The following is a 14,429-nucleotide window of genomic DNA, read 5'->3' on the forward strand; positions in this document are numbered from 1 at the left end:
GTCACCGTCCGTTCACCGCGCGCCGCCAGACTGCGAGCATGAGCGATTCCTCCCAGAGCAGCGAGGTGCCCGAGCCCGCCGCGACGGCGAACAGCGGCGCGGTCGGCGTGATCGGCCTCGACCTGCGTGGCGAGACCCCCGCGCCGAAGAAGCAGGTCTACTCGTGGGCGCTGTGGGACTGGGCGACGCAGCCCTTCAACACGGTCATCCTCACCTTCATCTTCACCGCCCTGTACCTGACCACCGAGGCGTTCCTGCCGGCGGAGATCGCCGGGCTCGACGCGAAAGACCCGATCCGCGAGGCCGCCGAGGCAGACCTCGCCTCGGGCCTGGGGCTCGGGTCGACGATCGCCGGAATCGCGATCCTGCTGATCGCACCGGTGCTGGGCCAGCGGGCGGATGCCGCGGGGCGCCAGAAGCTCTGGCTCGGGATCGGCACCGGAGCCCTCGTCGCGTGCATGTTCGGCCTGTGGTTCGTCGAGCCGACACCGACGCTGTTCTGGCTCGGCGTCGCGCTGATCTCGGCCGGATCCGTGTTCGGCGAGATCGCCGCGGTCAACTCGAACGCCATGCTGATCGGGATCGCGAATCCGAAGACCGTCGGGCGCATCTCGGGTCTCGGCTGGGGGTTCGGCTACATCGGCGGCATCCTCGCGCTCGTCCTCGTCGTCATCTTCTACACGTTCGACTGGTTCGGCCTGCCGGACGACGCGGGTCTGCCGTTCCGCATCATCGCTGTCGCGTGCGCGATCTGGGCCATCGTGTTCTCGATCCCGATCTTCCTCAACGTGCCGGAGCCGTCGCTCGGGCGCCCCGAGCGCAAGGTGGGCTTCTTCGCCTCCTACGGCCTGCTCGTCAAAGACGTCGTCGGCCTCTACCGCAACCCCGACACGCGCCAGACGTTCTGGTTCCTGCTGTCGAGCGCCGTGTTCCGCGATGGACTCGGCGGCGTCTTCGCATTCGGCGCGATCATCGCGGGTCAGGTCTTCGACTTCGCGTTCCTCGACCTCGTGATCTTCGGCATCGCCGCGAACCTCATCGCGGGTGTCTCGACGATCATCGCGGGGCGCTATGACGACCGGTTCGGCCCGAAGCGGATCATCCTCGTCTCGCTCGCCGCCATGGTGATCGCCGGACTCGCGGTGTTCTTCCTGGTGGATGCCGGAACGATCGTCTTCTGGATCGGCGGCCTGGTGCTCTGCGCCTTCGTCGGCCCCGCCCAGGCGGCGTCGCGGTCGTTCCTCGCCCGCATCACGCCTGCCGGCCGCGAGGGCGAGATCTTCGGCCTCTACGCGACGACCGGCCGCGCGGCGAGCTGGATGGCATCCGGCGCCTGGACCCTGCTGATCGTGCTCTCGGGCTCGACGTCGTACGGCATCCTCGGCATCGTGCTGGTGTTGGTCGCCGGCTTCCTGCTGCTGCTGCCGGTGAAGGCGACGCAGCGCGGCTGAGACGCGATGCGGGAGTAGCCTGACCGCGTGACGGTCATCATCGCTTTTCTCGCCAACATCCTCGTCGCGATCGCCAAGACGATCGCGGCGGTGATCACGTCTTCGGCGTCGATGGTCGCCGAGGCGGCGCATTCGTGGGCGGATGCCGGCAACGAGGTGTTCCTGCTCATCGCCGACCGGCGCGGCGCACGGGCGAAGGATGAGCGGCATCCGCTCGGATACGGCCGCGCGGCGTTCGTGTGGTCGTTGATCGCGGCGTTCGGGATCTTCACCGCCGGCTCGATCGTGTCGATCATGCACGGCGTGCAGGAGCTGTCGGAGACGGGCCCCGTGGAGAGCCCCGGAGTGGCATACACGGTGCTCGGCATCGCTTTCGTGCTCGAGGGGGCGTCGTTCACGCAGGCCATGGTGAAGTCGCGGCGACTGGCGCGCGAGCGCGGATCGTCGACCTGGGACTACGTGCTCGATACCAGCGATACGACGCTGCGGGCGGTGTTCTTCGAGGACATGGCCGCTCTGATCGGGCTGGTGATCGCGGCCGGTGCGATCGCGATGCACCAGATCACCGGGGTCGCCACGTGGGATGCCGTGGGGTCGATCCTCGTCGGAGCGCTGCTGGGCGTGGTCGCGATCATCCTGATTCGCCGCAACATCGCTTTTCTCGTGGGTTCGAATGCGTCGCCCGCGCTGCGCGATCGGGTCGGGCGCGCTCTGCTCTCGTCGCCGCAGATCCAGCGGCTCACCTATCTGCACATCGAATACGTGGGCCCGAACCGGCTGTTCATCGTCGCCGAGGTCGATCTGACCGGAGACGCCCGCGAACACGATGTGGCCCGGAGCCTGCGCGCGATCGAGCAGCAGATCGAAGCGCACGCGGCGGTCGAGACAGTGGTGCTGTCGCTCTCGGTCGACGATGAGCAGTCGCTGGAGTTCGGCGCAGCTGTCTGACCTCATCCGGCGCGCGCGAGGGCCAGCTCTTCCGGAAGGCTGAGCCGCGGAGTGCGCCATCGCTGTGCCGGGTCCCACCATCCCGGCCCCCGCACTTGCGGAATGCCGTCGTTCATGCGGATCTCCCACCCGGACGTGCCCAGACTTCGGTGGTGCCACCAGCACAGCGGAACTCCGTTGTCCGTATGCGTCGGCCCACCCCTGGCGTGCTCGGTGACGTGGTGGATCTCACACCACGACGCCGGAACATGACACCCCGGGATGAGACATTCCTTGTCGCGAGCGATGATCGCCCGCCGCTGATGCACGGTGAACACCCGATCCGTGGTCGTGATCCCGATGATCCGACCCTCATCGAAAACGACCCGTTGGATCGTCCCCGAGCATCCGACGTGTGAGGCGACACTCAGAGGCAACTGCCCCCATGCCCCGCTGACGCTCGCTTTGCCGGACCCGTTGACCAGATCCTTCGCGTCGACCGTCACAACCAGTGTCGGACCCGCGCCGCCGGGAGTGGGCATGTCTCTGTGACGGGCGGCGATCCCCAATGCGGCGGCGAGTGCGTCATGCCGCTTCTGCGCTGCCGTGCGGTCATCGATGACGGCGCGGGGATCCGAATTGTAGGGATCTTCGTCTCGGGATTCTGCCGCGTCGTCGTCGGCTGCGCTGCCATCGGTGGGGGTGAACGCCACCCCCGGCATCGGCGGCCCGTCACCCTTGGGGTTGTTCAGTGCATCGAGGATCAGCTCGAGCTGGGCCGCGACTTCGGGCGTCAGGTATCCCTTGATCGACCGCAGTCCGTCGCGCACCCGCCCGAGGGTTATCCCCCGGCGGCGGGCAGGCTCGTCGCCGGGCTCCTCTCCGTCGGGGTCGAGCAGCGCGACCAATGTCTCTGCAAGGAGGGTCAGCTCTTCCAGCGTCGGCGCCGGGCCCTGGACCTCCGCGCCGGGGCCGGCCTCTGGGTCGGGCCTGATGCCCCGCGCCGCACGGGCGAGACACTTGTCGGCGTTGAGTCGATCGGCGGCGCTGATGCGATACGACACCTTCTCGATCGGCTCCGTCGCAGCGAGCATCCCCGCTACTCCGATCGCACCGTCGAGCATCGCCTCTCGCAGCGCCGGCCACCGTGCAGGCAGTCGATCGCCGGAAACGATGTTCATCCTCCGCCGCACCAGATCGACGACCTTGCCGACGCGCGTCGCCCCGCGCATGTCTGTCAGCAGCGCGCGCTGCAGCAGTTCGTTCTGCGTGCGGCATCCCGTGGAATGGGGAAACTCCACCGCATCCCCCGTGGCGATCGTCTCGACCACCAGGGCCTCGACCCGCCGGAATGCTGCGCCCGCCGCCTGCAGCACCTCCACCCGTTCGGCGTCGGACAACGCGGCCAGCGCGTCGTCGGACAGCACCCGATCGAGGTCGGAGACGACCTGATCGATAAGGAAGCGAGTGCGGGATGACATGACTCCATCCAATACGGGGTCACCGACATTCACGCCGCAGAATCAGGCACTTTTTGACCAGATCAAAAGCACATTCCGGAACACTGGACTCGCGTTCCGGAACACCGGTGAACGATCGCGGAACGTCGATCGGCTGACCGCCCCTCGGTAGCCGCTCACCGACCGCCACTCACCGGCCGACACCGCACGCCATCTGAGGAAGTCAGCTCTCCCAGTTGTCGGCGAGCTTGTTCAGCAGCGTCGCGAGCTGCTCGCGCTCATCCTCCGTGAATGAGGCGAGCGCCTTGCCGAGAGCCTCGCGTCGCTCGCCCCGCATGCCGCGGGCGACCTTGCGCCCCTCATCGGTCAGCGCGATGCGGGTGCGTCGCGCGTCGTCGGGGTCGGCCTCGCGGCGCACGAATCCGTGCGCGACTCCCTGCTGCACGAGCCGCGACGCCCGGGGCTGGTCGACGCCGATGGCCGCGCCGAGATCGCTGACGCTGAGCGGAGCGGACGCCGCGGCGAGCGCCTCGAGCATCCGCAGGCGAGCCGGTCCGCCGAAACGTCCGGACGGGTCGTTCATCCAGGGCGGCATCCCCGGGTGCCCAGGGCGCCCATGCCCGGGATGCCCGTGGTCGGCGCGGCCGTCGTGGCCAGAGCGGTCATCGTGATCAGAGTGCTCGGAGTGGTCGGAGTGCGGCCCGCCGTGCCAGCCGTGCGGTCCACCCATGCCTCTCGAGCCGCGTCCACGCTCGCCGGGACGTCGTCCGCGCAGTCGGGACAGGGCGCGGGCAATGGCCTCGGTGGGGTCGTTCTCAGCGGCGCTCACAATTCGACTTTACATGCGACTTGACATGGATCATCACTGCATGTCACACTACATACACATGCATAGTGACAAGCACTTGCTCCATGACATCCAAGGACTTCACCCATGAACACCTCTGACACTCAGAACACAGACACCACCTCCCGCCCCTTCGGCTACTGGCTGAAGGCCGTCGACCGCCTGATGGCGGCCGAGTTCGCCTCCGCATTCGAGGGCGAGCACGCAAGCCGCCGCGACTGGCGGATCCTCAACATCGTCGATGGCACCGCACCTGCCCGTCGCCCCCTGAACGCCCACAAGCTGCGCGGCCTGGTCGAGCGCGGTTGGGTCGTCGCCGACGGCGACGGCTGGACGCTGACCGACGACGGCCGTGCCGCCAAGGAGCGCCTCGGCGGCATCGTCGACGGCATCCGCGCCAAGGTCACCGACGCCGTGAGCCCCGAAGACCTCGACACCACGCTGACCTCGCTCGAGCAGATCGCCCGCGCGTTCGGCTGGGACGAGGAGACTCCGCTCCCCCGCGGACGCGGTCGTCGCCACGGCTTCGGACCCCGCGGCTTCGGTCGCGGATTCGGCCCGGGACGCGGCTTCGGTCGCCGCCACGGCCGCCCGTTCGGACGCGGTCGCGGCTTCGCACCCGGGTTCGACTCCGAGCACGAGAACGGAGCGGATGCCGAACTCGGCGGCCACGACTGCGGGCACCGCGGGCACCCGAAGCACGACCGCTTCGCGGATGCACGCGCAGACCACGGTCACGGCCGCGCAGATCATGGCCACCGCCACGGCAGTCACGAGCATGGCCACGGCGGTCGCGAGCACGGCGAGCACCGCGTCGCACGGGCAGCGCAGCACGCCTACGAGCGCGGCTTCGATGCCGGCTTCTCCCGGGGTCGCGACGCCTGACGGCATCCGATCATCGAGAACGCTCCGCCTGACTCAGGTCAGGCGGAGCGTTTCTGCCTGCTCAGCCCGGTTCGTTCTGCTGCGGGGTCAAATGCGCATCCGAGAACACGGAAACCGATTCGTTTTTGACCCCGCTCGGCGTTTCCGCTGCTCTATTGACCCCGCCGGTCCTCCGCACGAAGCAACGCGGATGCTCCGAGGATCTCGACCCCGAGCAGGTGACCGTCACGATCGAAATCGAGGATCAGCTCGCCCGGCAGATCGTCGGGCAACGGCACCGGTACCTGACGCACAGCCTCACCCGCTCGGATCGGTCGCCCGATCGTCACGTAGGCGGCATTCGCCTCGGGGTCGTATCTCAGCTCACCCATGCCACAGCGAACCGGCGATTGCGCCGGGCTCACCGGCCGGCAGCGCGAAAGGCACGTTCGTACCGAGGTAGATCGCTCCCGCGATCGCCGCCCCGAGCAGCACGATGAGGAAGGCGAAGATCACGACCGAGAACGCACCGTACCCGCCGGACGTCGGCGCCTCGGGCGCGACCGACGGCTGCGCCCAGTCGTCTGCCACCGGCGCGGGCTGGTCGCCCGTGAGGATCGCCGGCTTCGGTCGCGATCGGCGCGTCGACGGAAGCATCGCCTCCGGCGGAGGCGGCGGGATCACCGCATCCGGAATCGCAGATTCGGCGGGAGGCGGCGGAATGACAGCATCCGGAATCGCAGACTCCGACGGGGGCGGCGGAATGACGGCATCCTCCGACCGGATGTACGGATCTCTGCTGTCACCGCTCATGTCAGCCCCCTACGGCTCCGACATCGGTCGTGCCGACGTCCGTCTTGTGGAAGTTCTGGAACGAGCGGGATGCCGTGGGCCCGCGCTGTCCCTGGTAGCGGTTGCCGTACGGGCCGGAGCCATACGGGTTCTCTGCGGGAGAGGTCAGCCGGAAGAAGCACAGCTGCCCGATCTTCATGCCCGGCCACAGCTTGATCGGCAGCGTCGCGACATTCGCGAGCTCGAGCGTCACATGCCCCGTGAACCCGGGGTCGATGAATCCGGCGGTCGAGTGCGTGATCAGCCCCAGACGGCCCAGCGACGACTTGCCCTCGAGGCGGGCCGCGATGTCATCGGCCAGCGAGACCTGCTCGAAGGTCGCGCCGAGCGCGAACTCTCCGGGATGCAGGATGAACGGCTCGTCGGGGTCGACCTCGATCAGGCGAGTCAGCTCCGGCTGATCGACCGACGGGTCGATGAACGGATACTTGTGGTTGTCGAACAGCCGGAAGTAGCGGTCGAGGCGCACGTCGATGCTCGACGGCTGGATCATCTCCGGCTCGTGCGGGTCGAGACCGATGTGGCCGGAGGCGAGTTCTGCTCTGATGTCGCGGTCGCTGAGAAGCACGGCCCCAGCCTAGTCACCACACGCCGCCGGCACTTTGGCCATGACGGGTCGTGCGGGTAGGCTTGCGTTCACCCGCTCCTCGGATGCGGGTACGGGGCTGTAGTTCAATGGCAGAACTTCTGCTTCCCAAGCAGATAGCGCGGGTTCGATTCCCGTCAGCCCCTCCATATATGTGACGCCCCGCTCGCTGTTCCCGCGACGCACTCCGGCACCTCCTCGTAGATCCATCACGGGTTCGCCTGCGCGTGATCAAGGGTGATGACGAGCTTCCTTGCCGATACGCCGCGGCGAAGGGTGTCGATGGCTTCTTGGATGACCGGAAGCCCGTGTCCTGCGATGTGGGCCTCCGGGTAGAGGTGGTGGCTGCCCGAGGCGAGCGCGGCAGGGAGATACCCGCCCCAGACGGCCGGCCCCACGGGAGAGGTGGCGATGGCGCTTCCCCAGATGAACGTTGCCCTGATGCCGCGAGTGCGACTGCGCACCTGCATGAGCGCCGTTCGCGTGCCGAGCGTCACGAAGAGGCGGATGCGGGCGAGGGAGAGACCGCCGCGGCGGGGTTGTTCGTAGAACGAGACGGGAGGGCTCGCCATCGCGATCCGTGTGGCGCCGGTGGCGCGCGCGATCCTCAGGCAGGGCTCGGCCGATCCCACCGCGACGGCGAGGATCCCCGCCAACGCGGAGCCGCCCACCGCTTCGATGATCCGATTCGCCGCTTCCGGGTCGCGATAGTCGAAGGCGGCTTCTGCTCCCAGCCGCCTCATCCGGTCATGGTTCTTCGCAGAGGCTGTCGTGATGACGCGATAACCGGCCGCTCGGGCGAGCTGGATCGCATTGCCTCCGACGGCTGTCGCGCCGCCCCAGATCACGACGACCTCATCGCGATGCGCCGCGTCTCCGAGACGGGAGTAGTCCAGTCCCAGCTGCTCCTTCTCGAACAGACCGGCCGCCGCTGTGGACAGCGCCAGCGGCAGGACGGCGGCATCCTCGAAAGCGGTGGTGGCCGGCAAAGCGGCGGCAAGGCTCGCGTCGACTGCGACATAGGTCTGGAAGCCGCTCTCGGAGACGGCATCCCGACCCTTCTCCAGTCCCATCGCATACGCCACGACTCGGTCTCCGACGACGAAGTCCTCCACGCCCGCTCCGGTCTCGACGACCACACCCGCGACGTCCTCCCCGAGGATCACCGGGTAGCGCAGCCATCCGTACATGACAGTGCCGTTGGACTGGATGATCGCGTCGAGCGGATTCACCGCCACCGCATGCACCGCGAGCAGCAGCTGCCCCGCCCCCGGCTTCGGCATCGGGGCATCGCGAATCGTCAGGTCCGCATAGGCGGAGTCGATCCACGCCGCAGTGTTGTCGCTCATTTCCTCTGTTCTCCGAATCTGATGACATCTCGTGTCATCACGCTCGAGCTTACGACAGTTCGTGTCATCATTGCTCTATGCCTCGTTGGTCACCGGATGCTGCGTTGCGGTTGGAAGCTGCAGCGATGAACCTGTTCACCGACCAGGGGTACTCGGGAACCACGGTTCCCCAGATCGCCGAGGCGGCGGGACTCACCACACGGACGTTCTTTCGCCACTTCTCCGACAAACGCGATGTGCTGTTCCTCCGAGATCGCGAGTTCCCCCGAGCCGTGAGCGACTTCATGGAGTCCATCCCGCACGAACGCGGCGGGACGGCGACCGTGCGCGCAGGCCTCGCATCCGCATGCCGAGGCCTCCAGGACTGGCGAGAGCAGATCGCACGTCGACGCAGCATCGTCCGCAGCGAACCCGCGCTGCACGAACGCGATCTTCTGCGCAGTCACTACCTCGCGAGCGCCATCGAACGGTCACTGAACCAGCGCGGCATCGCCCCTGAGCACGCACATACCTTGGCCGCCCTCGCCGTGACCTGTTTCGACCTCGCGATGGACCGATGGCTGGAAGGCCCCTCCGATCTCTCGCTCGAGGATGCCCTCGCTGCAGTGTGGACCGACATGCAGGGATGGATCAACGGGTGACATCGCCGGCTGGAGCGAGCGTGCTTCCGCGCGGCACGCATCGGTAGGTCAGAGGTCGTCCCAGGGAATGAACTCGACCGTCACGTCGTCGCCGTCGATCGTGTACGTGCCGATGAGATCAGTCGTGTAGTCGGCTGTGCCGGATCGGGACGAGGTTCCCCCCTCCGGCCGGTACCAGAAGATGACGTCGACCATGAACCGGTGCTCGGTCCGAAAGGTCACGTTGTACGGCGCCTGGATGACCCCGGTCGTCGACGGATCCTGTTGCCTCAGGAGCAGCGGGCAGACGGCATCCGCCGAGGTCCCGGGTTCGACACAGGCGTTAGCTTGCACGTTCGCCGCGTCCAGCAGAGCCGTCTGCAGCGTTTCCGTCGCCGCCACCGCGAGTTCGGCAGTCGACGCCGGCGGGATGGCTGCCAGCTCATCGGGCGCGACGGTGAAGTAGACACCCAAGTCGGGGCCGGTCAGGCCATAGACGGCGGGATACACCTGCAACGACTCCGACCGGGAGTCCGCCGACACTCCGGCGACATCTTTCACGGCGAGCTCGACCTCGGTGCCGGCGAGATCGACCTGCTCCACACCCGTGAGGGAGATGCTGTCCCGCACGGCCACGGTCGCCTCGACCGTCAGCGGCTCGTCTGGGCGCCATCCCGGCTGCAGCAGCCAGTAAGAACCTGCATCTCTCGTCATCGTGAACGTATGGGTGAAGGTCTGTGAGGCGAGCTCCATGACAGCCGTCACCTCCGCGGTGTCACCCTCATGCTTCTTCGTGGTGACAGACACCACCTCGATGCGCTCGGTGGCGGCACTGAGGACGTCGTCGGTCAGGTACGCCGCGTCGATGCCGGATGCGTCCGGGTCGACGATCTGCGCGGCGGTGGAGGCATCGCCGTCGGCGATCGCCGCGAGGTACGAGCGCACTGTCTCCGACGGATCACTGGAGTTCGCCACCAGCGCTGCGGCGGTCAGATAGCCACCGATCGCAAGCGCGACCGCACCCGACGTGGTCCAGACACGTCGCTTGCGACGTGACGCAGGCGTTGTCGGCGAACTGCTCGTCGTCGAAGTCGTCGTCACTGGTCCGATCCCCTGTCCCCCGCGGTAGTCATCGCACTTTCCGACTCAGACTACGGCGTCACCCGGATGCCGACGGGAGCGCGGGCGAACGCGCGAAGCACGTGCGCGTTCGTCGACCATGACGACCATGACGACCATGACGACCATGACGACCATGACGACCATGACGACCATGACGCCAGCCCCGTGACATCTAGGCTGATACCCAGCATGACCCGGGGGGAAAGATGATGGCGAATCGCGCACGACGATGGATCGCGGCCGGAGCAGCACTGGTGGCATTGGCGACCGCGGCAGTGGTTCCGAGCGCGGCATCCGCGCAGGACTTCTCCGGCGGCGGGCCCAACTGGTACATGGACGCGATGAAGATCGCGCCGATCCACGAGGCCGGCATCACCGGCGAGGGTGTGACGATCGCGGTGTTCGACGGTGGTCTTTACCTCGACGCGCCGACGCTGCAGGGCGCGGACATCGAGGTCCCCGACTTCGATGGATGCCACGACCCGCTGGATTATGCGCCGACCCAGTACGAGGAGTTGAAGCACGGCACCTCGGTGACGTCGCTCATCGTCGGCAACGGCACGTCCGAGAGTGGCGAAGGGCCGAAGGGCATCGCACCGGAGGCCCACATCTTGTACTACGGAGCGCTGCAAGGCGGGGACAGCCTGGGTCAGTCTCCATATACGTGCAAGGCCCCGTTCGAGGATGTCCTTGACGATGCCGTCGCCCGCGGGACGGACATCGTGACGATGTCTGGCGGCTCGGCGAAGCTCGCCGAGGAACTTTCCGAAGGCGCGTACGAGAGTGTCGCGAAGGCCCTGAGGGCCGGGGTCGTCATCGTCGCAGGCCTGCCCAACGACGACACCGTATGGACATTTGAGTTGGACGAAGGCAATGGGGTCATCAATGTCGCCTCGGTCGACGCCACCGCTGCTCCCGCGAAGAAGAGGTACTCAGAGGAGGACATGGCCGACCCGAACACCGACGTCACTGCCCCCGGAATCGGCGTCGCGGGCGTCGGGTTCAACGACACGTGGGGCATGACCACCTGGCAGGGAAACTCCGCAGCGACACCCCTCGTCGCGGGGCTCATCGCTCTCGGCATGCAGAAGTGGCCCGATGCGACAGCCGCGCAGCTGACCCAGTCGCTCATCCACAACACCGGATCGAACCCCCATGAGCTCGAGCGGTCCGACAGATACGGATACGGGATCGTCAACGCCACCCGGTTCATCGCCGAAGACCCGACGCAGTACCCGGATGAGCACCCCCTCTTCGTTGAGGAGCGCTCTCCGTCCTTCGACGCGGTCTACAACCCGCCTTCTCCGACCCCCACCCCGGAGCCGGTCGCGGCCCCGCAATCGGAGCTGCCGATGGTGCTGGTCAGCCTGGCGCTCGTCGTCGTCCTCGCCCTCGTCGCCGTCGCTGGCGTCATCATCCTCATCGTGGTCGTCGTGAAGCACAGCCGTCGGGTGCCTGACGCCAGCTGACACGAGGCACGTCTCTCGTCCGCATCCCATCCGATTCCTCGCCTGCTCCGAACAGGTGCAGATGGGCCCGTTCTCGCGCGCCCGAGAGGAGTTCCGATGATCGAGTCGTCGACCCCGCCGCTTGCCGACCTCGACGGGTATCGCAACGTCACCGACCTGCTGGTCGCACGCGCAGCCGTCGCTCCCGATCACGTCGCCTTCGAGGTCACGGGAGCGAATGCCGGTGACGCGTGGCGCCCGATCACGACTCGGGAGTTCCTCACCCAGGTGCGCGCTCTGGCCAAGGGCTTCATCGCCCAGGGCGTGCGGGCCGGCGACCCCATCGCGATCATGGCGCCGACGCGCTACGAATGGGCCGTCGCCGACCTCGCCTCCTGGTTCGCCGGCGCCGTCGTCGTGCCGATCTACGAGACGTCGTCGCCGTCGCAGGTGAACGCCATCGTCGCCGATGCCGGCGTGCGCCTGGCGATAGGCGGCACCACAGAGCACGCGGTGCTCCTGCAGGCGGCGCTCGCGCAGACCGAGCGGATCACACTCGGCGCCTGGACGATGGATGCTGCGGCATCCGGCACCCTCCCCGACCTGGTCGCGCGCGGCGTCGACGTCACCGACGACGAGCTCGAGGCGCGCAGGACCTCCGCCACGCAGGACGACCCCGCGACGATCGTCTACACCTCGGGCACCACGGGCGAGCCCAAGGGCGTGGTGCTCACTCATCGGAACTTCCTCGGTCAGGTGCTCAACATCGCCGCCGCGTATCGCGAGATCGTGAACGAAGACGGCAACACCGTCATCTTCCTGCCCCTCGCCCACGTGCTGGCGCGCGGGCTCCAGCTGATCTGCCTCGCCAGCGGCATGCGCATCGCGCACCTCTCCGACCCGTCGACGGTCGTCGCGACCCTCGACACGCTGCGCCCGACGTTCCTCGTCGTCGTGCCGCGCGTCCTGCAGAAGATCCAGGCGGCCGCCGCCGCCAAGGCTGCCGACAAGGGCCTGTCGGGAGTCTGGGCCAAGGCCTGCTCGACCGCCATCGCCTGGGGCCACCGCGCCGAGCGGATCGACGCCGGACGGCGCATCTCCAAGGACCACGGGCTCAGCCTGCGGCACCGCTTCTTCGACGCCCTCTTCTTCCGCCGCCTCCGCTCCGTGATGGGTGGGCGCGTCGGATACATCCTCTCGGGCGGAGCAGCGCTCGATGCCGACCTCTCGCTCTTCTTCCGCGGCATCGGGGTGCCCGTCATCGAGGGCTACGGACTCACCGAGACGACGGCGCCCCTCACCGGCAACCTGCCGGGGCGCATCGCCTCGGGCAGCGTCGGCTCCCCGTTGCCCGGGCTCACCGTGCGCATCAGCGACGAAGGAGAGGTGCTCGCCCGCGGTATCGGCGTCTTCAGCGGTTACCGGAATCCGGCTCACGACGAGGCTGCCTTCGTCGACGGCTTCTTCCGCACGGGTGACCTCGGGCGTCTCGACGACCAGGGCCGGCTCATTCTCGACGGTCGCCTCAAAGACGTGATCGTCACCTCGAACGGCAAGACGATCGTGCCCACGCGGTGGGAGAATGCGGTCGAAACCGACCCGCTCATCTCGCACGCGGTCATGGTGGGCGAGGGCAAGCCGTATCTCTCGGCGCTGCTCGTTCTCGACCCCGAGCAGACCCTGGCATGGGCGGATGCCGAAGGCGTCAGCATCCCTCCGATCGCTGACGCCGACCTTCGCGCCGTGACCGACCCGACGCTGCACACTCGTCTGCAGCGTGCCGTCGACGCCGCCAACGCGCTCGTGGCGCGCAGCGAGCAGGTGCGCCGGTTCAGCGTGGTCTTCGCCGACCTCGACGACCGCGCGCTGGTCACACCGACCATGAAGCTCAAGCGGAGCGTCGTGCTCGATCGCGCCGCCCTCACCGTCGAAGACCTGTACCTCTGAGAACCGGAAAGAACACCATGTCCTCCCCCACCTCCTCCACCCCCAAGTCCTCGCGATCGTCTCTGATCGCGATCATCGTCGCGCTCGTCATCGGAGCCCTCGTCGCTCTCGCGGGCACCCAGGGCGGTGCAGCACTCGGCGGCATCCCGCTGTTCGCCCTCGCCGTCGCCGCGGCGTTCGCGATCCAGGTCATCGCGTTCATCCCGGCGATGATCCTGCGCACCGAGCGTTTCTTCGACCTCACGGGCAGCCTCACGTTCCTGGCGATCTCCGTCGCCCTCGTGCTGCTGACCCCCATGCCCGACGCGCGCAGTTGGATCCTCGCGGCGATGGTGATCCTGTGGGCCGCCCGCCTCGGATCCTTCCTCGCGATGCGCGTGCACAAGGCCGGGTCCGACGGACGTTTCGACGAGATCAAGGGCTCGCCCGTGCGGTTCCTGCAGGTGTGGGTGATCCAGGGTGCGTGGGTGTCGATCACCGCGGCAGCCGCGTGGAGCGCGATCAGCACGGATGCCGCGGCACGCGCGCCCATCGGATGGCTGACCGTCGTGGGCATGGTCGTGTGGCTGCTCGGTATGACCACCGAGATCGTCGCCGACGCGCAGAAGTCCGCGTTCCGCGCCGACCCGAGCAACAAGGACGAGTTCATCCGCACCGGTCTGTGGTCAAGGTCTCGTCACCCCAACTACTTCGGCGAGATCGTCATCTGGGTGGGAGTGTTCCTCACCGCCGCACCCGTGCTCGCCGGGTGGCAGTGGGTCGCGATCCTGTCGCCACTGTTCGTGATCCTGCTGCTCACCCGCGTCAGCGGCATCCCACTGCTCGAGGCACGCGCCGAGAAGAAGTGGGGCGACCGTGCCGACTACGTCGAGTACCGCGAGAACACGCCGTCGCTGATCCCGCGACTCACCCGGCCCGTCGTGCGGGAGCGAGCTGCGTAGACCCGCGCACTGCGC

At 67.7% G+C, this 14,429-nt stretch carries 16 protein-coding genes and 1 tRNA gene; 8 read left to right on the forward strand and 9 right to left on the reverse strand.

Features of this window, described 5'->3' with window-relative positions; genetic code table 11:
- The first annotated feature begins 38 nt into the window (after window positions 1-38).
- Together FIV50_RS16445 and FIV50_RS16450 are read left to right on the forward strand one after the other, a co-directional pair.
- Window positions 39-1,451 carry an MFS transporter gene (locus FIV50_RS16445; RefSeq protein ID WP_140038365.1) on the forward strand — a complete coding sequence of 471 codons (1,413 nt, stop codon included), beginning with the start codon at window positions 39-41 and terminating at the stop codon, window positions 1,449-1,451.
- Between the two features lie 27 nt (window positions 1,452-1,478).
- On the forward strand, window positions 1,479-2,399 hold the full coding sequence (locus FIV50_RS16450) for a cation diffusion facilitator family transporter (protein WP_140038366.1): 921 nt from the start codon (window positions 1,479-1,481) through the stop codon (window positions 2,397-2,399).
- A gap of 2 nt (window positions 2,400-2,401) precedes the next feature.
- Here FIV50_RS16450 and FIV50_RS16455 read toward each other — a convergent pair whose 3' ends face one another.
- The 3 genes from FIV50_RS16455 to FIV50_RS17735 all read right to left on the reverse strand — a co-directional run bounded on the left by FIV50_RS16455 (window position 2,402) and on the right by FIV50_RS17735 (window position 4,564).
- On the reverse strand, window positions 2,402-3,859 hold the full coding sequence (locus FIV50_RS16455; RefSeq protein WP_140038367.1) for an HNH endonuclease signature motif containing protein: 1,458 nt from the start codon (window positions 3,857-3,859) through the stop codon (window positions 2,402-2,404).
- A gap of 202 nt (window positions 3,860-4,061) precedes the next feature.
- On the reverse strand, window positions 4,062-4,421 hold the full coding sequence (locus tag FIV50_RS16460; RefSeq protein ID WP_258184317.1) for a MarR family winged helix-turn-helix transcriptional regulator: 360 nt from the start codon (window positions 4,419-4,421) through the stop codon (window positions 4,062-4,064).
- Window positions 4,418-4,564 (reverse strand): hypothetical protein, encoded by a 147-nt coding sequence (locus tag FIV50_RS17735; protein WP_181164393.1) that lies wholly within the window; start codon window positions 4,562-4,564, stop codon window positions 4,418-4,420. Before FIV50_RS17735 ends, FIV50_RS16460 begins: the two co-directional genes overlap by 4 nt.
- Window positions 4,565-4,772: 208 nt before the next feature.
- Here FIV50_RS17735 and FIV50_RS16465 point away from each other — a divergent pair, with 208 nt between their 5' ends.
- Window positions 4,773-5,570, forward strand: a complete 798-nt coding sequence (locus tag FIV50_RS16465) for a hypothetical protein (RefSeq protein ID WP_140038368.1) — start codon at window positions 4,773-4,775, stop codon at window positions 5,568-5,570.
- Window positions 5,571-5,722: 152 nt separating this feature from the next.
- On the opposite strand, the gene FIV50_RS16470 is transcribed toward FIV50_RS16465, so the two are convergent.
- The 3 genes from FIV50_RS16470 to dcd are packed head-to-tail and all read right to left on the reverse strand — an operon-like array spanning window position 5,723 to window position 6,969.
- Window positions 5,723-5,941, reverse strand: coding sequence for a DUF2283 domain-containing protein (locus tag FIV50_RS16470; protein WP_140038369.1), 219 nt, complete (start codon window positions 5,939-5,941; stop codon window positions 5,723-5,725).
- Window positions 5,934-6,362, reverse strand: coding sequence for a hypothetical protein (locus FIV50_RS16475; RefSeq protein WP_140038370.1), 429 nt, complete (start codon window positions 6,360-6,362; stop codon window positions 5,934-5,936). Before FIV50_RS16475 ends, FIV50_RS16470 begins: the two co-directional genes overlap by 8 nt.
- 1 nt (window position 6,363) lies before the next feature.
- The gene (dcd, locus tag FIV50_RS16480) at window positions 6,364-6,969 is read right to left on the reverse strand and encodes a dCTP deaminase (protein WP_042536862.1); all 606 of its coding nucleotides are present in this window, start codon (window positions 6,967-6,969) and stop codon (window positions 6,364-6,366) included.
- Window positions 6,970-7,062: 93 nt separating this feature from the next.
- Here dcd and FIV50_RS16485 point away from each other — a divergent pair.
- Window positions 7,063-7,136, forward strand: a tRNA-Gly gene (locus FIV50_RS16485).
- A 60-nt stretch (window positions 7,137-7,196) separates the two neighbouring features.
- Here the strand turns inward: FIV50_RS16485 and FIV50_RS16490 are convergent.
- On the reverse strand, window positions 7,197-8,336 hold the full coding sequence (locus FIV50_RS16490) for a zinc-binding alcohol dehydrogenase family protein (protein ID WP_140038371.1): 1,140 nt from the start codon (window positions 8,334-8,336) through the stop codon (window positions 7,197-7,199).
- Between the two features lie 125 nt (window positions 8,337-8,461).
- On the opposite strand from FIV50_RS16490, the gene FIV50_RS16495 reads away from it, so the two are divergent.
- Window positions 8,462-8,977, forward strand: a complete 516-nt coding sequence (locus FIV50_RS16495) for a TetR/AcrR family transcriptional regulator (protein WP_181164257.1) — start codon at window positions 8,462-8,464, stop codon at window positions 8,975-8,977.
- A 48-nt stretch (window positions 8,978-9,025) separates the two neighbouring features.
- Here the strand turns inward: FIV50_RS16495 and FIV50_RS16500 are convergent, their stop codons facing one another.
- Together FIV50_RS16500 and FIV50_RS17965 are read right to left on the reverse strand one after the other, a co-directional pair.
- Window positions 9,026-10,057 carry a hypothetical protein gene (locus FIV50_RS16500; RefSeq protein WP_140038373.1) on the reverse strand — a complete coding sequence of 344 codons (1,032 nt, stop codon included), beginning with the start codon at window positions 10,055-10,057 and terminating at the stop codon, window positions 9,026-9,028.
- Between the two features lie 45 nt (window positions 10,058-10,102).
- Window positions 10,103-10,231: a hypothetical protein gene (locus FIV50_RS17965; RefSeq protein ID WP_258184318.1), complete on the reverse strand. Its 129-nt coding sequence runs from the start codon at window positions 10,229-10,231 to the stop codon at window positions 10,103-10,105.
- A 56-nt stretch (window positions 10,232-10,287) separates the two neighbouring features.
- Between FIV50_RS17965 and FIV50_RS16505 the strand changes: the two genes are divergently transcribed.
- The 3 genes from FIV50_RS16505 to FIV50_RS16515 all read left to right on the forward strand — a co-directional run bounded on the left by FIV50_RS16505 (window position 10,288) and on the right by FIV50_RS16515 (window position 14,414).
- On the forward strand, window positions 10,288-11,547 hold the full coding sequence (locus tag FIV50_RS16505) for a S8 family peptidase (RefSeq protein WP_181164258.1): 1,260 nt from the start codon (window positions 10,288-10,290) through the stop codon (window positions 11,545-11,547).
- A gap of 96 nt (window positions 11,548-11,643) precedes the next feature.
- Window positions 11,644-13,473, forward strand: coding sequence for an AMP-dependent synthetase/ligase (locus tag FIV50_RS16510; RefSeq protein ID WP_140038375.1), 1,830 nt, complete (start codon window positions 11,644-11,646; stop codon window positions 13,471-13,473).
- Between the two features lie 17 nt (window positions 13,474-13,490).
- Window positions 13,491-14,414: a DUF1295 domain-containing protein gene (locus FIV50_RS16515; protein ID WP_140038376.1), complete on the forward strand. Its 924-nt coding sequence runs from the start codon at window positions 13,491-13,493 to the stop codon at window positions 14,412-14,414.
- The last annotated feature ends 15 nt before the right edge of the window (window positions 14,415-14,429 follow it).

This window comes from Microbacterium foliorum (assembly GCF_006385575.1).
GTDB lineage: Bacteria > Actinomycetota > Actinomycetes > Actinomycetales > Microbacteriaceae > Microbacterium > Microbacterium foliorum_B.